The sequence below is a fragment of the Acidovorax sp. NN32 genome (assembly GCF_057597245.1).
Window position 1 is genome coordinate 3473076 of sequence record NZ_CP199679.1, and the last position, 24243, is coordinate 3497318.

Annotated in this window: 20 protein-coding genes; 5 read left to right on the forward strand and 15 right to left on the reverse strand. The window is 63.5% G+C overall.

What is annotated here, in order from left to right; translation table 11 throughout:
* Positions 1 to 10: 10 nt before the first annotated feature.
* Both ACT89O_RS16070 and ACT89O_RS16075 read left to right on the forward strand, forming a co-directional pair.
* A complete protein-coding gene (locus ACT89O_RS16070) occupies positions 11 to 2896 on the forward strand; it encodes a bifunctional diguanylate cyclase/phosphodiesterase (protein WP_487262870.1) in 2886 nt (961 codons plus the stop codon).
* A 135-nt stretch (positions 2897 to 3031) separates the two neighbouring features.
* On the forward strand, positions 3032 to 5257 hold the full coding sequence (locus tag ACT89O_RS16075; RefSeq protein ID WP_487260565.1) for a putative bifunctional diguanylate cyclase/phosphodiesterase: 2226 nt from the start codon (positions 3032 to 3034) through the stop codon (positions 5255 to 5257).
* A 257-nt stretch (positions 5258 to 5514) separates the two neighbouring features.
* Here the strand turns inward: ACT89O_RS16075 and ACT89O_RS16080 are convergent, their stop codons facing one another.
* The 6 genes from ACT89O_RS16080 to ACT89O_RS16105 form a co-directional block, all read right to left on the reverse strand.
* Positions 5515 to 6552: an amino acid ABC transporter substrate-binding protein gene (locus ACT89O_RS16080; protein ID WP_487260566.1), complete on the reverse strand. Its 1038-nt coding sequence runs from the start codon at positions 6550 to 6552 to the stop codon at positions 5515 to 5517.
* 25 nt (positions 6553 to 6577) lie between these two features.
* A complete protein-coding gene (locus tag ACT89O_RS16085; protein ID WP_487260567.1) occupies positions 6578 to 7138 on the reverse strand; it encodes a GNAT family N-acetyltransferase in 561 nt (186 codons plus the stop codon).
* An 89-nt stretch (positions 7139 to 7227) separates the two neighbouring features.
* The gene (gene glmM, locus ACT89O_RS16090; RefSeq protein ID WP_055398223.1) at positions 7228 to 8562 is read right to left on the reverse strand and encodes a phosphoglucosamine mutase; all 1335 of its coding nucleotides are present in this window, start codon (positions 8560 to 8562) and stop codon (positions 7228 to 7230) included.
* A gap of 101 nt (positions 8563 to 8663) precedes the next feature.
* Positions 8664 to 9491, reverse strand: a complete 828-nt coding sequence (gene folP / locus ACT89O_RS16095; RefSeq protein WP_121420539.1) for a dihydropteroate synthase — start codon at positions 9489 to 9491, stop codon at positions 8664 to 8666.
* A gap of 116 nt (positions 9492 to 9607) precedes the next feature.
* Entirely contained in the window at positions 9608 to 11527 is a 1920-nt protein-coding gene (ftsH, locus tag ACT89O_RS16100) for an ATP-dependent zinc metalloprotease FtsH (RefSeq protein ID WP_055398225.1), read from the reverse strand.
* Positions 11528 to 11702: 175 nt separating this feature from the next.
* Positions 11703 to 12365 carry an RlmE family RNA methyltransferase gene (locus ACT89O_RS16105; protein ID WP_487260568.1) on the reverse strand — a complete coding sequence of 221 codons (663 nt, stop codon included), beginning with the start codon at positions 12363 to 12365 and terminating at the stop codon, positions 11703 to 11705.
* 47 nt (positions 12366 to 12412) lie between these two features.
* On the opposite strand from ACT89O_RS16105, the gene ACT89O_RS16110 reads away from it, so the two are divergent.
* On the forward strand, positions 12413 to 12886 hold the full coding sequence (locus tag ACT89O_RS16110; protein ID WP_055398227.1) for a YhbY family RNA-binding protein: 474 nt from the start codon (positions 12413 to 12415) through the stop codon (positions 12884 to 12886).
* Entirely contained in the window at positions 12886 to 13671 is a 786-nt protein-coding gene (locus ACT89O_RS16115; RefSeq protein WP_055398228.1) for a hypothetical protein, read from the forward strand. The genes ACT89O_RS16110 and ACT89O_RS16115 overlap by 1 nt, the downstream gene beginning before the upstream one ends.
* A 39-nt stretch (positions 13672 to 13710) precedes the next feature.
* Here the strand turns inward: ACT89O_RS16115 and ACT89O_RS16120 are convergent, their stop codons facing one another.
* The 5 genes from ACT89O_RS16120 to carA form a co-directional block, all read right to left on the reverse strand.
* A complete protein-coding gene (locus ACT89O_RS16120; protein ID WP_055398229.1) occupies positions 13711 to 14169 on the reverse strand; it encodes a DUF4149 domain-containing protein in 459 nt (152 codons plus the stop codon).
* Between the two features lie 11 nt (positions 14170 to 14180).
* Positions 14181 to 14657 (reverse strand): transcription elongation factor GreA, encoded by a 477-nt coding sequence (gene greA, locus ACT89O_RS16125; protein WP_055398230.1) that lies wholly within the window; start codon positions 14655 to 14657, stop codon positions 14181 to 14183.
* Positions 14658 to 14837: 180 nt separating this feature from the next.
* Positions 14838 to 18104 (reverse strand): carbamoyl-phosphate synthase large subunit, encoded by a 3267-nt coding sequence (gene carB / locus ACT89O_RS16130; RefSeq protein WP_487260569.1) that lies wholly within the window; start codon positions 18102 to 18104, stop codon positions 14838 to 14840.
* A gap of 10 nt (positions 18105 to 18114) precedes the next feature.
* Positions 18115 to 18540, reverse strand: coding sequence for a hypothetical protein (locus ACT89O_RS16135; protein ID WP_055398232.1), 426 nt, complete (start codon positions 18538 to 18540; stop codon positions 18115 to 18117).
* Between the two features lie 20 nt (positions 18541 to 18560).
* Positions 18561 to 19733 carry a glutamine-hydrolyzing carbamoyl-phosphate synthase small subunit gene (carA, locus tag ACT89O_RS16140; protein WP_487260570.1) on the reverse strand — a complete coding sequence of 391 codons (1173 nt, stop codon included), beginning with the start codon at positions 19731 to 19733 and terminating at the stop codon, positions 18561 to 18563.
* A 288-nt stretch (positions 19734 to 20021) separates the two neighbouring features.
* On the opposite strand from carA, the gene ACT89O_RS16145 reads away from it, so the two are divergent.
* Positions 20022 to 20837 (forward strand): hypothetical protein, encoded by an 816-nt coding sequence (locus tag ACT89O_RS16145; protein WP_487260571.1) that lies wholly within the window; start codon positions 20022 to 20024, stop codon positions 20835 to 20837.
* Between the two features lie 58 nt (positions 20838 to 20895).
* Here the strand turns inward: ACT89O_RS16145 and ACT89O_RS16150 are convergent, their stop codons facing one another.
* Genes ACT89O_RS16150 through lpxA form a run of 4 tightly spaced genes read right to left on the reverse strand, consistent with a single transcriptional unit; the run spans position 20896 to position 24236 of the window.
* The gene (locus ACT89O_RS16150) at positions 20896 to 21669 is read right to left on the reverse strand and encodes a TrmH family RNA methyltransferase (protein WP_487260572.1); all 774 of its coding nucleotides are present in this window, start codon (positions 21667 to 21669) and stop codon (positions 20896 to 20898) included.
* Positions 21670 to 21681: 12 nt separating this feature from the next.
* Complete coding sequence (rnhB, locus tag ACT89O_RS16155; protein WP_487260573.1) at positions 21682 to 22308, reverse strand: ribonuclease HII; 627 nt, start codon at positions 22306 to 22308, stop codon at positions 21682 to 21684.
* Positions 22274 to 23437 carry a lipid-A-disaccharide synthase gene (gene lpxB, locus ACT89O_RS16160; RefSeq protein WP_487260574.1) on the reverse strand — a complete coding sequence of 388 codons (1164 nt, stop codon included), beginning with the start codon at positions 23435 to 23437 and terminating at the stop codon, positions 22274 to 22276. The genes rnhB and lpxB overlap by 35 nt, the downstream gene beginning before the upstream one ends.
* Positions 23438 to 23447: 10 nt before the next feature.
* Positions 23448 to 24236, reverse strand: a complete 789-nt coding sequence (gene lpxA, locus ACT89O_RS16165) for an acyl-ACP--UDP-N-acetylglucosamine O-acyltransferase (protein WP_121505969.1) — start codon at positions 24234 to 24236, stop codon at positions 23448 to 23450.
* Between the last annotated feature and the right edge of the window lie 7 nt (positions 24237 to 24243).

A 24243-nucleotide genomic window follows, 5' to 3' on the forward strand; every position in this document is an offset into this window, starting at 1 on the left:
CGCAGGGGTGATGGTGTGGGCGCTGGAGCGCCAGGAGCATGCACAACAGCGCACCCAGGTGGCGGACATGGCGGGCGACCATGTGCAGGCCCTGCAACGCGCCATCGAGCTGGCCCTGTCGGCCAACAACGCCCTGGTGGCCCTCGTGCGCCAGGGAAAAGGCCAAGTAACGCAGTTTGAAGAGATCGGCACCCAGATGCTGCCGTTCTATCCGGGCATCGCCGCCATGGGGCTGTCACCCAACGGGGTGGTCAGGCACGTAGTTCCGCGCCAGGGCAACGAAAACTCCATCGGCTTCGATCAGCTCAACGACCCACGCCAAGGCCCCGAATCCGCCAGGGCACGGGAATCCGGCCGACTGACCCTGGCCGGCCCCATGGAACTGGTGCAAGGTGGCTTGGGAGTGGTGGGGCGCCAGCCTGTTTATCTGGAAGACACACAGGGCCACCGTGCCTTTTGGGGCTTTACCTACGTCACCATCCGATTGCCCGAGGTGCTGGCAGCCGCCCGACTGCCGCAATTGACCCAGCGGGGATACCACTACAGGTTGTGGCGCATCCGGCCCGACACGGGGGAAGAACAGACGATCGCAGCCTCGACCCCACCCGCAGGCCCCGACGCCGTGGGCCGTTCCTTGACGCTGCCCAACGGACAATGGACGTTGAGCCTGGTCCCCATCAAAGGCTGGGGAGACCCGGGCGTGCTGGCCATGCGATGCGCGGTGGCCTTGCTGTTTGCGCTGCTGATGACCTACCTCGCCCGGCTGCTTTTCGAGCTGAAGGCGCATGAGCGCGGTCTGGCCTACCAAGTGGCGCAGCGCACCTCGGAGATCCAGGCCACCCAGCAGCAGTTGCGTGCCACCGTCGATGCCATCCCGGACCCGCTTTTCGAGCTTGACCTGGACGGCCTGTACTGCAGCGTGCACAGCCAGCGCGCTGAGTTGCTCATGGCACCCGCAGACATGCTGGTCGGGCACAACGTGACCGAGGTACTGCCTGCGGTGGCCGCACTGTCGGTGATGGACGTGCTGAACGAAGCCCACGCCCAGGGCTGGTCCACCGGTCGGCAGATCGTGCTTGATCTGCCCAGTCTGGGCGCCACCTGGTTTGAGTTGTCTGCGGCGCGCAAGGCCACCTCCCCCAGCGCAAAGCCCAGGTTCATTGTGCTGTCGCGCGACATCACCGAACGCAAGCGGTCCCAGGAGCAGCTGCAGCTCACCGCCCAGGTGTTTGACCAGAGCAGTGAAGCCATCGTGATTGCCGACGCGGCGCATACCATCGTGCGCATCAACCGGGCATTCACACGGATCACCGGGTACACGGAAGCCGAAGCGGTAGGACAGTCCGTGCGTCTGCTCACGGTCGCCGGAGCCGACGATGACTTCCACGCCGATACCGTCTACGCACAGTTGCCGCAGGGCGGAAGCTGGGAGGGCGAGGCCTGGGGGCGCCGCAAGGATGCATCCACCTACCCGCAGTGGCTGTCGGTGAGCAGCGTGCGAGACGGCAATGGCGTTGTCACGCATTCCATCACGCTGTTCCGCGACATCACCCAGCAGCGAGAGGCCCAGGACCGCATTCAACGGCTGGCCCACTTCGACCCGCTCACCAACCTTCCCAACCGCGCGCTCCTGGCGGAACGCGCCCACCGCCACATTGCCGACGAGCAGGCGCGCGGCGGTACGCTGGCCATGCTGTTTCTGGACCTGGACCACTTCAAGAATGTCAATGATTCGCTGGGCCACAGAATCGGCGACATCCTGCTCGTGGCCGTGGCACAAAGGCTTCAGTCTCTCCTGAGGCCCCAGGACACGGTTTCGCGCCTGGGTGGGGACGAATTCCTGCTGCTGCTCCCCGCCACTTCCGCCGCTGCCGCCGCCGACATGGCCACGCAGCTGCTGGCCGCCGTGGCCCAGCCCTTCCAGATTGACCCCTACGAACTCACCACCACCTTGTCGATCGGCATTGCGATGTACCCGGCCGACGGGGAATCGTTCGACACGCTGTACCAGCGGGCAGACGCCGCCATGTACCGTGCCAAGCAGAACGGACGCAACCGGTACGGATTCTTCACCGCCGATCTTGAAGCCCGCACCGCCCGTGCCCTCCAGATCGAAAATGCGCTGCGCCGTGCGCTGGAGCGCAACCAGTTTGAGCTGCACTACCAGCCGCAGGTCTCGCTCACCACGCGCCAGGTGGTGGGTGCCGAAGCCCTGCTGCGCTGGCGCCATCCCGAACTGGGCCTGGTGTCGCCAGCCGAGTTCATCCCCGTGGCCGAGAGCAGCGGCATGATCGTGGCAATTGGCGAATGGGTCATCCACACAGCGGTGAGGGACACCAAACGCTGGCTGGATCTGCACCTGCCCCTGCGGGCCGTTTCCGTGAACGTTTCCGCCGTGCAATTCAGGCACCCCCAGTTGCCCGAGATGGTGACCCGCTGCCTGGAACAGGCTGGCCTGCCAGCCCGCAGGCTGGAGCTGGAGCTGACAGAGGGTGCCGCCGTGGACGATCCCGCCGCCGCACTGGCGATGATGGACCAGCTGCACGACCGGGGCGTGCGCCTGTCGATGGATGACTTTGGCACCGGGTACTCATCGCTGAGCTACCTCAAGCGTTTTCAGATCTACAAACTCAAGATCGACCAATCGTTTGTACGCGACCTCGAAGAGGATGCCAACGACCGCGCCATCGTGAGCGCCATCATTCGCATGGCGCAGGCGCTGGGTATGCAAACCACGGCCGAGGGGGTGGAGACCGACGGGCAGCTTGAATTTCTGCGTGCGCAGGGCTGCGACGAAGCGCAGGGCTTTTACTTCAGTCGCCCCCTGCCCGCGGATGCCTTCGAGGCCTACTTGCGCCAGCAGCAGCAGCAGGAGCAGCAGTCGTCGTCAGGCTAGGCACTTGCGCGCCGTTGGTTGCGGGCGGCATTGCGGCGGTTACCGAAGGTGCCCACATGGGCTTGTAAGGGAGCGCTGCTACACTTTGGTACAAATTACCCAGGCCGCCAGGCCCTACAGCCCGTACCGGTCTCCATGTTTGCGCCGTACAGCACTTCAGAATCGCAGCGTCCTGGAGTTGCCACCGACACTCCCTTGCAACGCGCGCTGCGCGAACAGCAAACCCTGCTCGACAGTGCGGGCGTAGGCATTGTGTTCCTGCGCCAGCGCAGTGTGGTGCGCTGCAACCAGCGGTATGCCGAAATTTTTGGCCATGCCAGCCCCGAGAGCCTGGTCGGGCTGAACACCGAAACCTTCTACCCTTCGCGCGAGGCGTTTCGCGATCTGGGCCGCACCGCCTACCCGGTACTAGCCCAGGGCCAGGCGTTCCGCGTCGAGCGCCAGCTGCGCCGGCGCGACGGCAGCCTGTTCTGGGGCAGCCTGACCGGGCGGCTTATCAACCCGCACGACACAGCCGAAGGTTCCATCTGGATCCTGGACGACATCGACGAGCAAAAGCGTGCGCAGGCAGCACTGGGCGCAGCGGTGCGTGAAAAGCAGCTGCTCTTTGACAGCGCAATGGTGGGGATCGTGTTCCTGCGCGACCGGCGCCTGACCCGCTGCAACCACCACTTTGAGCAAATGCTGGGCTACGAGCCCGGTGAACTGGTGGGCAGCCCCTCGCGCCGGTGGTACGCCAGCGACGCTGCGTGGGAAGAGGTCGGCCGCCGATGCTATCCGCAGCTGGCCGCGGGCCACTCCTACGAGGGCGAGCTGGAGCTGTGCCGCAAGGATGGGACCCCCGTGATCTGCGAGGTGCGCAGCAAGTCCATCGACCCAGCCGATCCATCGCAGGGCTCCATCTGGATCACGATGGACATCACGGAGCGCAAGCAGGCGCAGGCCGTGCTTGCCAGTGCCCACGAAGACCTGGAAAGGCAGGTGCAGGACCGCACCCGCGAACTGCGCGAGACCGTGGACAACCTGCACCGTGAGATCAACGACCGCAAGGCCGATCAGGAACGCATCTACTGGCTGGCCCACTACGACGCCCTGACAGGCCTGCCCAACCGCACGCTGCTGGCAGAACGGGCGCAGGAGGCCATCCGCGTCGCCCAGGAGGGCAACACGCCGCTGGCCCTGATCTTCCTGGACCTTGACCACTTCAAGCATGTGAACGACTCGCTGGGCCACCGCGTGGGCGATACCCTGCTCGTGGAGATCGCCAAGCGGCTGCGGGCCGTGGTGCGCGACAAGGACACCGTGTCGCGCCTGGGCGGCGACGAGTTCATTTTGCTGCTGCCGGGCGCCAATGCCCATGGCGCCGCCCGCGTGGCCGGCAAGCTGCAGGAGGCATCGCGCCAGCACTACCAGATTGACCACCACGAGCTGACCATGGCGCCGTCCATGGGCATCGCGCTGTTCCCGCAGGATGGCACGGACTTCGACACGCTGACACAGTCGGCCGATGTGGCCATGTACCGCGCCAAGCTCGACGGGCGCAACACCTTCAAGTTCTTTACCCCCGAGATGCAGGCGCAGTCGGTGCGCGCCTTGCAGCTTGAAAACGCCCTGCGGCGTGCGCTGGAGCGCAACCAGTTCCACCTGCACTACCAGCCGCAGATGAGCCTGACCAACGGCTCCGTGCGCAGCGTGGAGGCATTGCTGCGCTGGCAACACCCGCAGTTGGGCGCAGTATCGCCGGCAGAGTTCATTCCCATTGCCGAAGACAGCGGGCAGATCCTGCAGATTGGGGAATGGGTGCTGCGCACGGCGCTGTCACAGCTCAAAACCTGGCGCACGAACGGATTCCCACACCTGACGATGGCCGTAAACCTGTCAGCCATCCAGTTTCGCCAGCCGCAGCTGCCGGAGCTGGTGAGCCGCATGCTGGCCGAGTTCAGTCTGCCGCCCGACTCCCTGGAGCTGGAGCTGACCGAGGGCGTCGCCGTGGACGACCCCCATGCTGCCGTGGCCACCATGGACCAGTTGCACGCACGCGGCGTGCGCATGTCGATGGACGACTTTGGCACCGGCTACTCATCGCTGAGCCAGCTCAAGCGCTTTCAGATCTTCAAACTCAAGATCGACCAGTCGTTCGTGCGCGACCTGGGTGATGACAGCAACGACCGCGCCATCGTCAGCGCCATCATCCGCATGGCCCAGGCGCTGGGCATGCGCACCACGGCAGAAGGCGTGGAGACCGAAGGTCAACTGGCCTACCTGCGCGAACAAGGGTGCGACGAGGCGCAGGGCTACCACTTCAGCATGCCGCTGTCCGCGCCCGAGCTGGAAGCCTTCATGCGGCGGCAGTTGCATTGACCGACACTGCCCCATGCTGGCCAAAGGGCTCGTGCGGCGGCCAATGAATGCATCGGTGGACGCAGCAGGGACAGCAGCCCATCGGCTCGAAAAATAGCATAAAAACAGGGCCTAGCGCTTGATGGCAAATCGCAAGCAGCTATAAATTCAGTAGCAAATACACCCAGTCTGCAGGACCGAGGCTCCTGGGGCAGTGCGGGCTTTCAGCAGTCAGCATCCCATGCATCGTCGCCCAGGTCAGTCCCTGCAAGCGCAGTTCAGCGGATCGGAAACGCGTACATCAGGCCCTGCTTGCTCCACAGGTTGTTGAGGCCGCGCGACAGCCCCAGTGCCGACTTCTGACCGACGTTGCGCTCGAAAATCTCGCCGTAGTTGCCGGTGGTCTTGAGGGCGCGCAGCAACCAGTCCCGGTCCAGCCCCAGGAGCTTTCCGGTGTCTTCCGAAGTACCCACCATGCGCTGCACCACCGGGTGGGCGCTGCTGGCTTTCAGCGAATCCGCATTGGCTTGCGTCACACCATACTCTTCGGCTTCGATCAGGCCGTAGATCACCCACTTGACCACGGCAAACCACTCGTCGTCGCCCCGCCGCACCAAGGGCCCCAGGGGTTCCTTGGAGATGAGTTCCGGCAAGATGGTGTGTATTGCCGCGCCTTGCGAAACACCGCTGCGCAAGGCTGCCAAGCCCGATGCATCGGTGGTGAATGCGGTGCACCGGCCCGCCAGATAGGCAGCCGTTGCAGCATCTACCTTCTCAAACATCACGGGTTTGATGTCGAGGCCGTTGGCACGGGAATAGTCGGCCAGGTTTTTTTCGGTGGTGGTGCCCGACTGCACACATACGGTCTGTCCCTTGAGCTGGCGGATGCTCCTGATCTTGCTCTTGGCAGGCACCATGAAACCCTGGCCGTCGTAGTAGGTAACGACCGTCTGGTGCAGACCCATCGATGCATCGCGCGCCAGCGAAAAGGTGGTGTTGCGCGAAAGCACGTCCACCTCGCCGGATTGCAAGGCCGTGAAACGCTGCGGCACGTCCAACGGCACGTACTTGACTTTCTTGCCGTCGCCCAGCACGGCGGCTGCAAGCGCCCTGCAGACATCCACGTCAAGTCCGGACCACTTGCCGCTGGAGTCTGCCATCGCAAACCCGGCCAGCCCGGTATTGACACCACACACCACCTGCCCGCGCGCCCTGATACCGTCGAGAGTCTTGCCCGCATGGGCCACGGGAGCGGCCAGCAACGCGGCCACAACGATGGCGCCCATTGCGGCGATCTGGCCAAACACTGTCTTCATGCGGTCAGGTCTCCGGGAGGGGGATTCAAGGTGCCGCCAATGGCGCAGGCCCTGCCCCATCCAGCATCTTCTGCAGAAAATGTGCCTGCCCCATGCTGGGGTCCAGGGTGTAGGCAGCAAAGCCTTCCCGTTCGTAAGCGCGCATTGCACTGTGGTTGCCCGAAAGCACTTCAAGCGTGAGCTTGCAGGCACCGCGCTCGCGGGCCAGCGCTTCCACCCGGTGCAGCATGCGCTGGGCGATGCGGTGGCCGCGCCAGCCGGGTGCCACCACCACGTCATGCACGTTGACCAGAGGCCGGCAGGCAAAGGTCGAAAAGCCCTCCAGGCAATTGATCAGCCCCACGGGCACCTCGCCGTGCGGCGCCGAAGCGTCCGCCGCCCAGGCCATCACGCTGAAAGCCTGCGGCCGCTGGCGCAGCGCCTCGGGCAAGCCCCGCTGGACCTCGGCGCTCAGTGGAACGCCACCACCCGCCACGTCCCTTGCATAGCCGTCGAGCAGTTCGACCAACGCCCGCGCTTCGCGGGCATTGCCGTAGTCCACGGAACGGACGGTGATGGTGGAAGGCATGTCAGTGTTCGAAGGCATCTATGGGGTTCCTGGTCGGCGGCAAAAGCCGCAGCGTAGCGGATCGTGCGGCGCGCCAACGGTGGAAGGAGCTCTCGGCGGGATCACCATCAGCCAGCACGGGCCGCGTCGGCCAACCTTTGCGCGCAGGAACTGGCCATTTGCGCATCACGGGCCTCCACCATCACCCGCAGCAGCGGCTCGGTACCACTCGCGCGAATCAGCACGCGGCCTGACGCGCCCAGTTCCTGCTCGACGGCCTGGGTCGTGTCAGCCAGCAAGCGGTTGGCCTTCCAGTCCTGGCCAGGGGCCAGCCGCACATTCAGCAGCACCTGCGGATAGAGCGTGATGTCGGCCAACAGTTGCGCCAGGGTACGGCCACTGCGCACACAGGCCTGCAGCACCTGCAAAGCACTCACCAAGCCGTCGCCGGTGGTATGGCGGTCCAGCGCCAGCAGATGGCCCGAGCCCTCGCCGCCCAGCACCCACTGGTGCCGCGCCAGCTCTTCAAGCACATAGCGGTCGCCCACCTTGGCCCGGACAAACTTCACGCCCTTTGCCTTCAGCGCCACCTCCACTGCCATGTTGGTCATCAGGGTGCCCACGACACCCGGCACATGCTCATCGCGGCCCATGCGGTCCGAAGCCATCAGGTACAAAAGCTCGTCGCCGTTGTACAGGCGCCCCGTGGCATCCACGATCTGCAGGCGGTCCGCGTCGCCATCGAGCGCAATGCCATAGTCGGCGTGGTTGGCGCGCACGGCCCGCACGAGCGCATCAGGATGGGTGGCTCCCACCTCGTGGTTGATGTTGAGGCCGTCGGGCGAGCAGCCAATCGACAGCACTTCGGCACCCAGCTCGTGGAAGACCTTGGGTGCCACCTGGTAGGCCGCGCCATGCGCGGCATCGACGACGATCTTGAGGCCCTTGAGGGTCAGGTCCTGCGGAAACGTGCTCTTGCAGAACTCAATGTAGCGGCCCGCCGCATCATCGAGCCGCCGCGCCTTGCCCAGGCTGGCCGAATCGGCCCACACCGGGGGTTCGCCCAGGGCCGCTTCCACGGCCTGCTCCCACGTGTCGGGCAACTTGGTGCCCTGTGCACTGAAAAACTTGATGCCGTTGTCGGGATAGGCGTTGTGGCTGGCGCTGATGACCACCCCCAGGCTGGCGCGTTGTGCGCGGGTCAGGTAGGCCACACCCGGGGTGGGCAAAGGGCCCAGCAGCACCACATCCACACCCGCGGAGTTGAAGCCTGACTCCAGCGCACTTTCCAGCATGTAGCCCGAAATGCGCGTGTCCTTGCCGATCAGCACCGTGGGGCGCTCCTCGGTCCTGCGCAACACTCGCCCGACGGCATGGGCCAGGCGCAGAACAAAATCCGGGGTGATGGGTGGCTGCCCGACGGTGCCACGAATGCCATCGGTTCCAAAGTATTGGCGCGTCATGTTCTAGCGTCTCCTCGTGTGAATCTCATTGTTTGTTATCCATCGCCAAAGGGTCTGGCATGCGCCCATCCATACAACGCCCCAGCCTCCGGAAGACCCCGTCAGACCGCTTGCATTGCACGCCACACCGCGAGCGCCGCCACGGTTTCGCGGACATCGTGCACGCGCACCACAGAAGCTCCACGCTCCACGGCCAACACCGCCGCCGCCACGCTGGGCACCATGCGCTGCTCTACCGCCAGGCCCGTCACCGCGCCCAGCGAGGACTTGCGGGACCAGCCTGCCAGAAGAGGATAGCCTGCAGCCCGCAGCACCGACTGGTGCGCCAGCAGCGCAAAATTCTGTTCCACCGTTTTGCCAAAACCAATACCCGGGTCCAGCACAATCCTGTTCTTTTCGACCCCTAGCGCTTGCAGGTCAAGCGCAGAGCGCTGCAAAAAGTATAGTACCTGCTGTACCACATCGCCCTCCATCGGGGCCACCTGCATGGTTTGGGGGTCGCGGTGCATGTGCATCAGGCACACCCCACATTGCGGGTGCGATGCCACCACCTCTGCGGCACCCGGCTGGCGCAATGCCCAGATGTCATTGATGATGTCCGCGCCCAGGTCCAGCACCGCGCGCATGACCTCGGGCTTGTAGGTATCGATGGAGATAGGCACCCCCAGGGACACCGCGCCCTGCACCAGAGGCACCACACGCGCCAGCTCTTCGTCCAGCGGCACCGCCGGACTGCCGGGGCGCGTGGACTCCCCGCCAATGTCCAGAATGTGTGCCCCGTCGCGGAGCAACTGCTCGCAATGCCGCAGGGCCGCAGCGGTGGAGCCATGCCGCCCGCCGTCGGAGAACGAGTCCGGCGTGGCATTGACGATGCCCATCACGCGGGGCTCGGCCAGGTCAATAGAGAAACGGGAGGTCTGCCAGATCATGGGGGGATCGAGAAAAGGTCACAGGCGCCTTCCTGGTCAAGGTCGGGAGGCAGCACAACACCAGCCATGAAAAACGGGGCACAAGGCCCCGTGAGAACGGATGGACCGGCCAGCAATCAGGCGGCCGATGGTGCGGTGTCCGTCGTCACCGCAGGCGTGCCGCCGCTGGAGTTGTCGCCGCCCGAGGGAGGTGTACGGGGCGTCCAGTCCTTGGGAGGACGGGGCTCCTTGCCAGCCATGATGTCGTCCAACTGCTCGGTGTCGATGGTCTCCCATTCGAGCAGGGCCTTCGCCATGGCGTGCATCTTGTCGCTATTCTCTTCGATCAGGCGGCGGGCCAGGTTGTACTGCTCATCGATGATGCGTCGCACTTCCATGTCCACCTTTTCCATGGTCTGCTCGCTCATGGTCGTGGTCTTGGTCACCGAACGGCCCAGGAACACTTCGCCTTCGTTCTCGGCGTAGACCATAGGCCCCAGGGCATCGGTCATGCCGTAGCGGGTGACCATGTCGCGGGCAATGTGCGTAGCACGCTCGAAGTCATTGCTGGCCCCAGTGGTCATCTGGTTCATGAACACTTCTTCAGCGATGCGGCCACCAAACAGCATGCTGATCTGGTTGAGCATGTATTCGCGATCGTAGCTGTAGCGGTCCTGGGCAGGCAGGCTCATCGTCACGCCCAGAGCACGGCCACGGGGAATGATGGTGACCTTGTGCACGGGGTCGCACTTGGGCAGCAGCTTGCCAATGAGGGCGTGGCCAGACTCGTGGTAGGCCGTGTTGCGACGCTCTTCCTCGGGCATGACCATGCTTTTGCGCTCGGGGCCCATGAGGATCTTGTCCTTGGCCTTCTCGAAGTCCTGCATCTCGACGGTACGGGCATTGCGGCGCGCAGCCATCAGGGCAGCTTCATTGCACAGGTTGGCCAGATCGGCACCGCTCATGCCAGGGGTGCCACGGGCAATGATGCCAGGGGCCACGTCCTGACCAATCGGGATCTTGCGCATGTGCACGTTCAGGATCTGCTCGCGGCCACGGATATCGGGCAGCGTCACATAGACCTGACGGTCGAAACGGCCAGGGCGCAGCAGGGCGGCGTCCAGGATGTCGGGGCGGTTGGTGGCAGCCACCACGATCACGCCCAGGTTGGTTTCGAAGCCATCCATCTCAACCAGCATCTGGTTGAGGGTCTGTTCGCGTTCGTCGTTACCGCCGCCCAGGCCAGCACCACGCTGGCGGCCGACCGCGTCGATTTCATCGATGAAGATGATGCACGGAGCATTCTTCTTGGCGTTGTCGAACATGTCGCGCACACGGGCCGCACCCACGCCGACAAACATTTCCACAAAATCGGAGCCAGAGATGCTGAAGAACGGCACCTTGGCTTCACCCGCGATGGACTTGGCAAGCAGGGTCTTGCCGGTGCCAGGGGGGCCCACCAGCAGCAGGCCGCGTGGGATGCGGCCACCCAGCTTTTGGAATTTCTGCGGATCTTTCAGGAAGTCCACGACTTCCTTGACTTCTTCCTTGGCCTCGTCGCAACCCGCCACGTCCGCGAACGTGACCTGGTTGTTGTTTTCGTCGAGCATGCGGGCCTTGCTCTTGCCGAAGCTGAAGGCACCGCCCTTGCCGCCGCCCTGCATCTGACGCATGAAGTACACCCACACGCCGATCAGCAGCAGCATGGGGCCCCAGCTGACCAGGAGGGTCATGAGCAGGGAGCCTTCTTCACGGGGCTTGACGTCGAACTTGACGTTGTTGTTGATGAGATCGCCCACAAGGCCACGGTCCAGATAGGTGGCGGTCGTGCGGATCTTGCGGTCGTCATTGGTGACGGCCACGATCTCGGTGCCGCCCTGGCCTTCCTGGATGGTCGCGCTCTTGATGCGGTTGCTGCGGACTTCCTCCAGGAACTCCGAGTAGCCGACGTGGCCTGCGCTGGCTCCGGCACGGGTGTCAAACTGTTTGAACACCGTGAACAGCACCATGGCAATAACCAGCCACACGGCAATTTTTGAAAACCACTGATTGTTCAAGCGGGGCTCCAGTTGCGGGAAACAGAAAACGGACACACTGCCGTCATGGCACGCATGTGCGGCCCATTTTAGGTGTTTCAAGCCACCCGGCCATCCCTATTCCCCCTAGCGGCCATGGAAACAGCACGGGCTTTAGGGTCGAAATTCACGGATTCTTGACCTGAGGCAAGCCCGTTCAGACGGTCTTCTTGAGGCCCATGCCCACCAGAAAGGTCTCGGACGATTTGTCGCGGGAGGCCTTGGGCTTCAACGGCTTGACCACTTTGAAGGTCTGTTTGAACAGCGTGACCAGATCGCTGTAGCCGCTGCCATGGAACAGCTTGACTACCAGGGCCCCATCCGGTTTCAAATGGTTGCAAGCAAACTCCACAGCCAGTTCGACCAGATGGGCAATGCGCGCAGCGTCGGCCGATTCGATACCGGACAGATTGGGAGCCATGTCCGAAACGACAACATCCACCACCCGACCATCCAGGGCCTGCTCCAGGCGCTCCAGCACCTCCGCCTCACGAAAATCACCGTTGATATAGGTAACGCCCTCGATGGGCTCCATGGGCAGAAGGTCTAGCGCAATGATGGTGCCGTTGAGTTGGCCCGCTGCAGCCCCCCCGGGCGACATGCGCCTGCGCAGGTACTGGCTCCAGGCGCCCGGCGTGGAACCCAGATCCACCACGGTGTAACCGGGTTTGATGAGACCCAGCTGTTCGTCGATTTCCTTGAGCTTATAGGCGGCGCGTGCCCGGTATCCCTCTTTCTGGGCCAATTTGACATAGGTGTCGTTGACATGGTCGTTCAACCACGCCTTGTTGACCTTCTTGCTTTGGGTTTTGACTTTCATACCGCTCCATTGTCTCTCGACAATCAGCACCGCCGATAATACGGCCCATGCCCCAAATTCAACTGACTCCCGCCGAGCGCCGGGAACAACGCGCCAATGCCCACCACCTGGACCCCGTCGTCCTGGTCGGCGGCGATGGACTCACCCCTGCGGTCAAGAAGGAAATCGACGCCGCCCTGAACGCCCATGGCCTGATCAAGGTGCGCGTTTTCAACGATGACCGCGTGGCGCGCGAGCTGATGTACCAGGAGCTGACCGCCGAACTCAACGCAGCCCCCATCCAGCACATCGGCAAGCTGCTGGTACTGTGGCGCCCCCAACCCGTCAAGGAACGTACGGTCGATGAGGACCGCATGCCCGGCCCACGCGACGTCAAGGTGCTCAAATACAGCAAGCGCGGCGGCCAGCGCCCCGAGATCAAGCAACTGCGCGTGCTGGGCAACCAGCGCCTCACTTCGGGCGGCCAGATCAAGCGCGCCAAGCCCAAGCAAAAATCCATCAAGAAGCGCCAGGCAGACTGATGAGCCACGATGCAGGTTCGGCAGTACCTGCAAACTTTGCAGCACCTGCCGGCATGGCGCCCGTCCGCCACATCCTCTGCATGAAGTGGGGCACGAAATACGGCCCCGAATACGTCAACCGGCTGTATGCCATGGTGCGCAGGCACCTGAGCGGGGATTTTCGCTTTGTCTGCCTGACCGATGACAGCACGGGCATCCGCAGCGAAGTGCAGTGCCTGCCCATCCCCGCACTCGATCTGCCACCCGGCATCCCCGAGCGGGGCTGGACCAAGCTGGTCACTTTCAGCAAGGACCTGCACGGACTTCGAGGCACGGCCTTGTTCCTGGATGTGGACGTGGTCATCACCGGCAGCCTGGACGATTTTTTCACCCAGCCGGGTGAATTCCTGATCATCCACGACTACAAGCGCCCCTGGCGCATCACGGGCAACTCCTCGGTCTATCGCTTTGAGCTGGGAGCTCACCCCGACGTGCTGGAGCACTTTCGCGCGCATTTCTCAGAAATTCGTGAGCAGTTTCGCAACGAGCAGGCCTACTTGTCGGACTTCCTGCACCGGCAGGGCAAGTTGCAATACTGGCCTGCGGCGTGGTGCCCGAGTTTCAAATACCACGGCATACCGCCCTGGCCGACCAACTACTGGCGGCCGCCGTTTGTGCCAGCGGGCGCACGCATCGTGATCTTTCATGGGGAATGCAATCCCCCCGATGCTTTGGCCGGGCGGCGCAACCGGCGGTTTCGCTTCATTCGTCCGGCCACCTGGGTGGCGGAGCACTGGCGCGAATAGGCGGTTTGGAGGCAGCGCTGGTTGCGACCAGCGCTCGCTTCAGTCGTCTGCAGTGCCGTCAGGCCCGACCGGCAACAACGGCGGCTTCTGAACCTGGCGCAGTGTTTGCCACAAGACGGCCAGTGCGCAGCACCACTGCAGCACATACATCACCGTCCCCACGCTGTGCCACAGGCGCAAATCCTGCCGCGCCACGATGCGCGGCGCCACGCCAAACTGCGTGAGCAACGCCAGCAGCATGCCACCGAGTATAAAAACCATAGCAGCTTGCGCCCATGGATACTGCGCTATCGCCTGTTTTGGCCTTGAAATCAGCAGCAGAACCAGACAGCAGGCGACCGCCACCCAGGTCTGCGCCGCAAACAGCTTGGCCGCCATGTTGCCCGCCACCATGGGCGACGGAAGGTGGGCAAACAGCATGGGAACGACCAGAAACCCGATGGTAGTCAGGCTGCCCCACCAGAGCGCAGCGACCAGGGCAGGAAGGCGGTGGAACATGCCGTTCCCGCTCACTGGTAGCTGACCGCCACCACTTCGTAGCGGCGAATCCCTCCGGGAGCCTGCACTTCGGCGGTATCGCCCTCTTCCTTGCCGATCAAGGCACGGGCGATAGGGCTCGATATATTGATGAGCCCTTGCTTCAGATCCGCCTCGTCCTCGCCCACGATCTGGTATTTCACGAGGTCGCCAGACTCTTCATCTTCAAGTTCGACCGTGGCGCCAAAGACGACCTTGCCGCCGCCATCCACGGCGCTGGGGTCGATCACCTGCGCCACCGACAGCTTGCCCTCGATCTCCTGGATGCGGCCTTCGATGAAGCCCTGGCGGTCCTTGGCGGCGTCATAGTCAGCGTTTTCGCTGAGGTCGCCCTGCGCGCGCGCTTCGGCAATTGCCGTGATCACAGCGGGGCGCTCTACGGTCTTGAGGCGGTGCAGTTCTTCCTTGAGCTTTTCAGCACCGCGCTTGGTAATCGGAATGGTGGCCATCGTGTTGCGTCTCCATAAATCAAAACGGTGAAAGCGCCAGAAGCACTTCCACCGGTCAATCGCCAGGCATGCCCGCGCTGCGCTGGGCGATGCGAATGGCAAGTCTACAAAAGGAAACCGCCGCACGTTGCCGCGCGGCGGTGTCTGTTCAGGCGGCAATTATGCCGCTTTTGCCGATGCTCAGGCAGCCAGTTGGGCGTGCAGCTCCTGCACCGAGTACACGTCGAGTTTGTCCAGGTACTTCATGCCCTCCACCGCCGCCTCGGCGCCAAAGATGGTCGTGAACGTGGTCACGCGGGCCAGCAGCGACGAGGTGCGGATCGCACGCGAATCGGCAATCGCATTGCGGCGCTCTTCCACGGTGTTGATGACCATGACGATCTCGTTGTTCTTGATCATGTCCACGATGTGCGGGCGGCCTTCGGTCACCTTGTTGACCACGCCCACAGGCACGCCAGCTTCGGCAATAGCAGCTGCAGTGCCCTTGGTCGCCACCAGCTCAAAGCCCAGCGCCACCAGTTGGCGGGCGATGTCCACGGCACGCGGCTTGTCGGCATTCTTCACCGTGAGGAACACCTTGCCCGATGTGGGCAGCTTGGTGCCCGCGCCCAGCTGGCTCTTCACAAAGGCTTCGCCAAAGGTCTTGCCCACGCCCATGACTTCGCCGGTGGACTTCATCTCTGGGCCGAGGATGGTGTCCACGCCAGGGAACTTCACGAACGGGAACACGGCCTCCTTCACGCTGAAGTACGGCGGTGTCACTTCCTTGGTGATGCCCTGCGAGGCCAGCGTTTGACCCGCCATGCAACGCGCCGCGACCTTGGCCAGCTGGATGCCCGTGGCCTTGGAAACGAACGGCACCGTGCGCGAGGCGCGGGGGTTCACTTCCAGCACGTAGATCACGTCCTTGCCTTCCATCTCCTGGATGGCGAACTGCACGTTCATCAGTCCCACCACGTTCAGGCCCTGGGCCATGGCGGCGGTCTGGCGCTTGATCTCGTCGATGGTGGGCTGCGACAAGTAGTACGGGGGCAGTGAGCAGGCGGAGTCGCCGCTGTGCACGCCCGCCTGCTCGATGTGTTCCATGACCCCGCCGATGAAGGTGACGCCTGCCGAATCGCGCACGCAGTCCACGTCGCACTCGATGGCGTTGGAGAGGAAGCGGTCGAGCAGCACGGGCGAGTCGTTGCTTACCTTCACGGCCTCGCGCATGTAGCGCTCCAGGTCGCGCTGCTCGTGCACGATTTCCATCGCGCGGCCGCCCAGCACGTAGCTGGGGCGCACCACCAGGGGGTAGCCCAGGGCGGCGGCCTTTTCCAGGGCTTCGGGTTCGGTGCGTGCCGTGGCATTGGGCGGCTGGCGCAGGCCGAGCTCACCCAGCAGCTTCTGGAAGCGCTCGCGGTCTTCAGCCGCGTCGATCATGTCGGGGCTGGTGCCGATGATCGGGACGCCAGCAGCTTCCAGACCCAGGGCAAGCTTCAGGGGCGTCTGGCCGCCGTACTGCACGATCACGCCGACTGGCTTTTCCTTGTCCACAATCTCCAGCACGTCTTCGAGCGTCACGGGCTCGAAGTACAGGCGGTCGGAGGTGTCATAGTCGGTGGAGACGGTCTCGGGATTGCAGTTGACCATGATGGTCTCGTAGCCGTCCTCGCGCATGGCAAGGGCCGCATGCACGCAGCAGTAGTCGAACTCGATGCCCTGGCCGATGCGGTTGGGGCCACCGCCCAGCACCATGATCTTCTTGTTGTTCGTAGGCTCCGACTCGCATTCGGCGACACCACCGTGGGTGGCGACTTCGTAAGTGGAGTACAGGTACGCGGTGTTGGTTGCGAACTCGGCCGCACAGGTGTCCACACGCTTATACACGGGGCGCACTTTGAGCGCACGGCGTGCTTCGCGCACCGCCTTCTCGGTGGTCTTGAGCAGCTTGGCCAGCCGGCGGTCGGAGAAGCCTTTTTGCTTGAGCGTGAGCAGCGTGCCGGCATCCAGCGCCGCCAGGGCACCGTCACCCTTTTCGGCCACCAGCTTGTCGATGTCCAGCTCGATCTTCACGATTTGCTCAATCTGCACCAGGAACCATTTGTCGATCTTGGTCAGCTCAAACACTTCATCGACCGAAAGACCCATGGCAAACGCATCGCCCACGTACCAGATGCGCTCGGGACCGGGCTCGCCCAGTTCCTTTTCGAGCGTCTCGCGGTCCTGGGTTTTCTCGTTCATGCCGTCCACGCCAACTTCCAGGCCGCGCAGGGCTTTCTGGAAGGACTCCTGGAAGGTGCGGCCCATGGCCATGACCTCGCCCACCGACTTCATCTGCGTGGTCAGGCGGCTGTCGGCCGTGGGGAATTTTTCGAACGCAAAACGTGGGATCTTGGTGACCACGTAGTCGATCGAAGGCTCGAACGATGCAGGCGTCGCACCGCCCGTGATTTCGTTCTTGAGCTCGTCCAGCGTGTAGCCCACGGCCAGCTTGGCGGCAACCTTGGCGATGGGGAAGCCCGTGGCCTTGGAGGCCAGCGCCGACGAACGCGACACGCGCGGGTTCATCTCGATGACGATCATGCGGCCGTCCTTCGGGTTGACCGAGAACTGCACATTGGAGCCACCCGTGTCCACACCAATTTCACGCAGCACTGCCAGCGAGGCGTTGCGCATGATCTGGTATTCCTTGTCGGTCAGCGTCTGCGCGGGGGCCACGGTGATCGAGTCGCCCGTGTGCACACCCATCGGGTCCAGGTTTTCGATGGAGCAGATGATGATGCAGTTGTCCGCCTTGTCGCGGACCACTTCCATCTCGTACTCCTTCCAGCCAAGCAGCGACTCTTCAATCAGCAGCTCGTTGGTAGGCGACGCTTCGAGGCCGCGCTTGCAGATGGTCTCAAACTCTTCAGGGTTGTAGGCAATGCCGCCGCCGGTCCCGCCCAGCGTGAAGCTGGGGCGGATCACGGTGGGGAAACCCACGGTCTTTTGCACGGCCCAGGCTTCGTCCATGCTGTGGGCGATGCCGGAGCGCGCCGAGCCCAGACCGATCTTGGTCATGGCGTCCTTGAACTTCAAGCGGTCTTCGGCCTTGTCGATGGCTTCGGGTGTGGCGCCGATGAGCTCCACCTTGTATTTGTCGAGCACGCCGTTGTGCCACAGGTCCAGCGCGCAGTTGAGCGCAGTCTGGCCACCCATGGTGGGCAGGATGGCGTCGGGACGCTCCTTGGCGATGATCTTCTCGACCGTCTGCCAAGTGATGGGCTCGATGTAGGTGACGTCGGCCGTGGCCGGGTCGGTCATGATCGTCGCAGGGTTGCTGTTGATCAGGATGACCTTGTAGCCCTCTTCGCGCAGGGCCTTGCAGGCCTGTACGCCGGAGTAGTCGAACTCGCAGGCCTGGCCGATGATGATGGGGCCAGCGCCGATGATGAGGATGCTTTTGATGTCTGTGCGTTTTGGCATGGTGCGTCGATCAGTCGATCGTGGGTTCGGCTGCCTGGGGGCTGGGGGTTGGGGCAGAGGCTGCTGTTGCATCTGCGGGCAAACGCCGCTGGGTCAACTTGGCAAGCAGCGCCTCGGCGCGTGCGGGAGGAAGGTTCTTCTGCATCAGCTGCAGCAGGCCGTCGCCCTGGATCAGTGGGCGCAAGACTTCTTCTTCCGCGTCATAAAACGTCACTTCCCACTCCTGCAGCAGCTCTGCAAAGGCGGCATCGTCCAGCGTCTTGCCCTTGGCCACGAGCGTGACGAGCGGCATGGCCTTGTTCTCGACGAACGCTTTCTTGTAGGGCTTTTGCGCCCAACGTTCCGTGAACCACTCACGGTGGGGCGAAGGCAGGGTCAGGACACGCTTGTGGATCGCCTTTTCCAGCGATGCAAGGGGGAAGCTGAACAGTTTCATGGTGCTGTTTCCTTCCGCGCTTAACCGGCTTTTGCCGCGCGCATGGCGTCGGTGAAGCGGTCAAAGAGGTATGCGATGTCGTGCGGACCTGGGGATGCCTCAGGATGCCCCTGGAAACAGAAAGCGGGCTTGTCCTTGTGGACCAGCCCTTGCAGCGTGCCGTCAAACAGGCTGACGTGCGTGGCGCGCAGATGGGCGGGCAGCGATTCCATGTCCACCGCAAAACCGTGGTTCTGGCTCGTGATGCTCACGCGGCCCGTGTCCAGGTCCTTCACCGGGTGGTTGGCACCATGGTGGCTGTGGGTCATCTTGAAGGTCTTGGCACCAGCAGCCAGGGCCATGATCTGGTGCCCCAGGCAGATGCCGAACGTGGGCATGCCACTGTCCACAATCGTGCGGGTCGCGGCGATGGCGTAGTCGCAAGGCTCTGGGTCGCCAGGGCCGTTGGACAGAAAAACACCATCGGGCTTGAGAGCCAGCACATCAGCGGCCGGCGTCTTCGCGGGCACCACGGTGACCTTGCAGCCACGTTCCGCCAGCATGCGCAGGATGTTCTTCTTGACGCCGAAGTCGTACGCCACCACATGAAACTGTGGGGCCGACAGTTCGCCGTAGCCAGTACCCAGTTTCCACTCTGTCTGCGTCCACTCATAACGCGCTGCCGTGGTCACCACATGGGCCAGGTCCAGCCCGGCCATGTTGGGGGCCGCCTTGGCCTTGGAGATGGCTTCGTCGATGAGCGCCTGCGTGACAGGCTGCCCTGCAGCAAGGCCGATGATGGTGCCGTTTTGCGCACCCTTGCTGCGCAGCAGGCGCGTGAGCTTTCGGGTGTCGATGTTGGCGATGGCAACGGTCTTCTCACGCACGAGGTACTGCGAGAGCGTTTCCGTGGAGCGGAAGTTGCTTGCCAGCAGCGGCAGGTCTTTGATGATCATGCCTGCGGCGTGGACCTTGTCGGCTTCGATGTCCTCAACATTGACGCCGTAGTTGCCGATGTGCGGATACGTGAGGGTCACGATCTGCTGGCAGTAGCTCGGGTCGGTGAGGATTTCTTGGTAGCCGGTGATGGCGGTGTTGAACACCACTTCGCCGACGGTGGTGCCGGTGGCACCAATCGAATTGCCGATAAAGACCGTGCCGTCTGCGAGCGCCAGAATGGCGGGCGGGAAGTTTCCCTGTAGAGACAAAAGCACTGGGTTCTCCGGATGGTTACGGTCGCCCGGCGCCTGCAGTCCACTCGTGCACGCAAAGGTACGCAAGTGCTGGTGGCTGCTCTCAGATGGGTTGTTGCTTTGGGTGCGGTCGGGCGACGCTGTTGCGAGAAAAGCTCCCGATTATATCCTTCATGGCGTGCTCACCAACAAATGCGCGTCTTGCACAACCTTGTTACGTAAGCAAGTGTTCCAGGCATTTCAGAGGACAACAGGCGCCCTAGACTTCGCCCCGTTTCCCCACCGCCCCCACTCCAAAGGCTGATCCCGATGCGCATTTTTCTCCGACCCCTTGCCCTTTCCCTGGCGGGCCTGTGTGCCGCCATGGCCGCTCAGGCCCTGGAGCTGGCGAAATACCCCCAGGTCTTCGTGGCACCCCAGGGCGTTGAAGTCGTGCTGGCTCCCACCGCAGACGGCAAGCAGGCCCTGGTGCGAGTGAGTGGCATCAACGACCCCATCGATCAGGTCGTCTTCCTGAGCCAGTTGGAGCAACGGGGCTCGGCGCGCGAGGTATACGCCACCACGCTCGATGGCCGCAGCTACGGTCTGCTGCAAAAGCAGAACCAGGCCTATCGCAATGGCGACCACTATGTGGTGTACCTGCCAGGCAAGCGCGATGGCGTGCCACTGGCCTTCAGCGAAGAAAAGAGCAAGGCCTTCAAGCTGGCAGACCTGCTGGCCAGCTACAAAGGCCAACAAAAGCAGGGCCTGCAGGACAAGCTGGCCCGCTTTGACCGCAACAAGCGCCTGGCCAGCGTGCAGGCCGAACTGGCCAAGGCCGACCAGGACGCCACCGCTGCATGCGGTACGCCAGTGAAGACCAACGTTGACTGGGCCACGATTGACGACGAGAAACTCCAGTCGCTGAGCATCGGCAGCTTCTGCGGCGTGGTGGCATCAGAGCTGGAAGCCATGTGCCGCAACACCCCCGCCTTCAAAAGCACGGCATCCGGCCTGGGCTTGGTGCAATGCAAGTTCGCGCCGCAGCTGAAAATCCGGGTGGAGAACCAGCAGGTGCTGTTCAGCACGGAGAAGGACGCCCCCAACCAGGAAGAATTCGTGCGCCAGTTCCTGCGCAATCTCTAAAAAAGTGAGGCGCTCCGCCCCCCTGAGATCTGCTGGAAACGATCAAGAAGCGGTGGCTTCAGCGCCCGGCGCCGCTCGCATGCAGGCAGATCGCTGCAGCGGCCGCCACATTGAGCGACTCTTCGCCGCCCGGTTGTGCAATGCGGATGCGCAGAGCGGCACGCTCTTCCAGTGCAGGGGAAACGCCCTGCCCTTCGTGGCCCAACACCCATGCACACGGCCAGGGCAAGGCGGCACGGTGCAACCAGTCTCCGGCGTGCGAGCTGGTCACAAGCATGGGCACCTGCAGCGATTGAAGCTCGCCGTGCTCTACGCCCTCGATCAGGTCCAGCGCGAAATGCGCACCCATGCCCGCCCGCAGCACCTTGGGGGACCACAATGCGGCGCTGCCCTTGATGGCAACCACCTGCCGGAACCCGAACGCGGACGCACTGCGCAGGATGGAGCCCACATTCCCAGCGTCCTGCACACGGTCCAGCACCACGGTCGCCGCACCCGGATGCACCGCAGCGGGCGCGGGCAAATCCATGATGAAACCCATCCGAGCGGGTGACTCCAGCCCACTGATGTCGGCAAACAGTGCGTCAGCAATTACTATGATTTTCATAGCAGTTTGCACCCACTCTACCTGCGCCAGCGGCCAAAAAGACTCTGAAAACACCGCAATGGATGCGCGCTGGCCCCGCTCCAGGGCCGCTCGGCAGAGGTGATCGCCTTCCAGCCAGACCCGGCCTTGCTTGCGGTAGGCCGTGGTGTCCTGCGCAAGACGGCGCAGGTCCTTGACGAAAGCGTTGTCCCGCGAATGAATGGTGGTGATGGAAGGAGAGGTCATGGATGGACCGTTTCAGCCGCGCAGATTCTGCGCCACGGGCGCAAAGGAACGCCGGTGGTGCACGCAGGCGCCATGCTCGCGCAGGGCCTCCATGTGCACCGCCGTGCCATACCCTTTGTGGCCCGCAAAACCGTACTGGGGGAATGCTTCGTGCACCTGCGCGCACCAGCGGTCGCGGTGCACTTTGGCCAGGATGGAAGCGGCCGAGATGGCCGGCACCAGAGCATCGCCCTTGACGATGGCTTCTGCCGGGATGTCGATCCGCGGCAAGCGATTGCCATCGACAAGCACCATAACGGGCTTCAGACGCAGTCCCATCACCGCACGGCGCATGGCCAGCATCGTGGCCTGCAGGATGTTGAGCTGGTCAATTTCTTCCACGCTGGCCTCGGCAATGCTGCAGCACAGCGCCTTGGCGCGGATTTCGTCGTAGAGTTTTTCGCGCCGGGCGGCCGTGAGCTTTTTGGAGTCTGCAAGGCCCGCGATGGGGTGCAGGTCATCCAGAATGACTGCGGCAGCCACCACAGGCCCCGCCAGCGGGCCACGTCCTGCTTCATCCACACCTGCCACCAGGCCCGGCGGATGCCACGGCAGGCACGCCTGTTCAGGCAGCGGGACGGAGGATTTTCTGGATCGCATCGGCAGCGAGTTGGGGAGTGTTGCGGAGCAGGCTCTCGTGCAGCACCGTAAAACGCTGCTCCAGGGCCATGATTTTTTCGGGATGGTGCTGGCGAGCCTCCAGCCACTGCAGGGTGGCGGCACACAGGGCCTGGGGGGTTGCAGCATCCTGGATCAGCTCAGGCACCACAAACTCGCCACACAAAATGTTGGGCAACCCCACCCAGGGCTGCAATTGCTTGCGGCGCATGAGCCACCAGCTCAGGGGGTGCATATGGTAGCCAATGACCATGGGGCGCTTGAAGAGTGCGGCCTCCAGTGTGGCGGTGCCGCTGGCGATCAACGTAGCATCACAGGCTGCAAGCACGGCGTGGGATTGCCCGGAAACGATCTGCACCGCACCGCCCAAGCCGGATGCCTGCGCCGCCTGCACAATGCGTTCGCGCAAGGTCGGCACAGCAGGTACTATCAATTTAATAGCTGGTCGCGCTTTCCTGACAAGCGCTGCAGCCTCAAAAAAGGGTTGAGTGATGTAGGCGATCTCTGAAGAGCGGCTGCCCGGCAGAATGGCAAGCACCTCGTCCGCATCCTGCAGCCCGAGCTGCGCACGGGCCGCAGCGCGATCCGGCACCATGGGTATCACACCCGCCAGCGGGTGGCCCACATAGGTGGCTGCAATGCCATGGCGCGCCAGCAGTTCCGGCTCGAACGGAAAGATGCACAGCACGTGATCCGCGCTGCGGCGAATCTTCTCCACACGTTCTGCACGCCAGGCCCAGATGGAGGGACACACGAAATGCACCGTCTTGATGCCCGCAGCGCGCAGGTCGGCCTCCAGCCCCAGGTTGAAATCAGGGGCATCCACGCCGATGAAGACGTCGGGGCGGTCCTGGAACAGCCGTTCACGCAGTTGCTTGCGAATACCCAGCAACTCGCGCAGGCGGCGCAGCACCTCCATGCTGTAGCCATGCACGGCCAGCTTCTCGCTGGGCCACCAGGCGGCAAAACCCCGGCGTTGCATTTGCGGGCCACCGATGCCGCAGGTCTGCAGGTCTGGCCAATGGGCCTGCATGCCGTCGATCAACAGACCGGCCAGCAGGTCGCCCGATGTCTCGCCCGCCACCATGGCGACGCGGGGGGAAGCAGCCATCACCCAGCCCTCAGCGCGCTATGCCGCGCGTGGCGTCGGCCAGGAACCGCTCCATCATCGCGGCATCCTCGCTGGCCTGCGGTGCGGACTGCACCAGCTCAGCAATGGCGGCACGTGCAGCCTCCAGCGTGAGGCCCTGGCGGTAGATCAGCTTGTGCATCTGCTTGACCGCAGCAATGCGCTCGGGCGAGAAGCCGCGGCGGCGCAGCCCCACCACGTTATAGCCCCGCACGGCCAGCGGGTTGCCATCCACCAGCATGAAGGGGGGCACGTCCTGCGACACTGCGCTGGCAAAGCCCACCATGGCATGCGCCCCGACCTTGACGAACTGGTGGATGCCGGTAAGCCCGCCCACCGTCACCCAATCGCCCAGGTGGACATGGCCTGCCAGGGTGGTGTTGTTGGCCAGCGTGGTGTGGTTGCCCACATGGCAATCATGGGCGATGTGGGTGTACGCCATGATCCAGTTGTCGTCCCCCACCGTGGTGATGCCACCGGCCTGGGGCACACCGAGGTTCAGGGTGCAGAACTCGCGGATGGTGTTGCGGTCGCCGATGACCAGTTCGGTAGGCTCGCCCGCATATTTCTTGTCCTGCGGGATGGCGCCGATGGAGTTGAACTGAAAGATGCGGTTGTCGGCGCCAATCGTCGTGCGCCCGTCAATGACGCAATGTGCGCCGACCGTCGTGCCCGCACCGATCGACACATGCTCACCAATAACCGCATACGGTCCCACCGTGACCGAAGGGTCCAGGCGTGCGCCGTCCGCAACAATGGCAGTGGGATGAATATTGCTCACGATCCAA

Excerpts from the sequence above, each read along its gene's own strand:
- folP (WP_121420539.1), bottom strand. The coding sequence starts at position 9,491 with ATGATCTGGCAGACCTCCCGTTTCTCTATTGACCTGGCCGAGCCCCGC.
- ACT89O_RS16080 (WP_487260566.1), bottom strand. The coding sequence starts at position 6,552 with ATGAAGACAGTGTTTGGCCAGATCGCCGCAATGGGCGCCATCGTTGTG.
- ACT89O_RS16120 (WP_055398229.1), bottom strand. The coding sequence starts at position 14,169 with ATGTTCCACCGCCTTCCTGCCCTGGTCGCTGCGCTCTGGTGGGGCAGC.
- ACT89O_RS16150 (WP_487260572.1), bottom strand. The coding sequence starts at position 21,669 with ATGACCTCTCCTTCCATCACCACCATTCATTCGCGGGACAACGCTTTC.
- ACT89O_RS16135 (WP_055398232.1), bottom strand. The coding sequence starts at position 18,540 with ATGAAACTGTTCAGCTTCCCCCTTGCATCGCTGGAAAAGGCGATCCAC.
- ACT89O_RS16105 (WP_487260568.1), bottom strand. The coding sequence starts at position 12,365 with ATGAAAGTCAAAACCCAAAGCAAGAAGGTCAACAAGGCGTGGTTGAAC.
- ACT89O_RS16075 (WP_487260565.1), top strand. The coding sequence starts at position 3,032 with ATGTTTGCGCCGTACAGCACTTCAGAATCGCAGCGTCCTGGAGTTGCC.
- carB (WP_487260569.1), bottom strand. The coding sequence starts at position 18,104 with ATGCCAAAACGCACAGACATCAAAAGCATCCTCATCATCGGCGCTGGC.
- ACT89O_RS16110 (WP_055398227.1), top strand. The coding sequence starts at position 12,413 with ATGCCCCAAATTCAACTGACTCCCGCCGAGCGCCGGGAACAACGCGCC.
- ACT89O_RS16115 (WP_055398228.1), top strand. The coding sequence starts at position 12,886 with ATGAGCCACGATGCAGGTTCGGCAGTACCTGCAAACTTTGCAGCACCT.
- ACT89O_RS16085 (WP_487260567.1), bottom strand. The coding sequence starts at position 7,138 with ATGCCTTCGAACACTGACATGCCTTCCACCATCACCGTCCGTTCCGTG.
- ACT89O_RS16070 (WP_487262870.1), top strand. The coding sequence starts at position 11 with ATGGTGTGGGCGCTGGAGCGCCAGGAGCATGCACAACAGCGCACCCAG.
- lpxB (WP_487260574.1), bottom strand. The coding sequence starts at position 23,437 with ATGGCTGCTTCCCCCCGCGTCGCCATGGTGGCGGGCGAGACATCGGGC.
- glmM (WP_055398223.1), bottom strand. The coding sequence starts at position 8,562 with ATGACGCGCCAATACTTTGGAACCGATGGCATTCGTGGCACCGTCGGG.
- ACT89O_RS16145 (WP_487260571.1), top strand. The coding sequence starts at position 20,022 with ATGCGCATTTTTCTCCGACCCCTTGCCCTTTCCCTGGCGGGCCTGTGT.
- rnhB (WP_487260573.1), bottom strand. The coding sequence starts at position 22,308 with ATGCGATCCAGAAAATCCTCCGTCCCGCTGCCTGAACAGGCGTGCCTG.
- greA (WP_055398230.1), bottom strand. The coding sequence starts at position 14,657 with ATGGCCACCATTCCGATTACCAAGCGCGGTGCTGAAAAGCTCAAGGAA.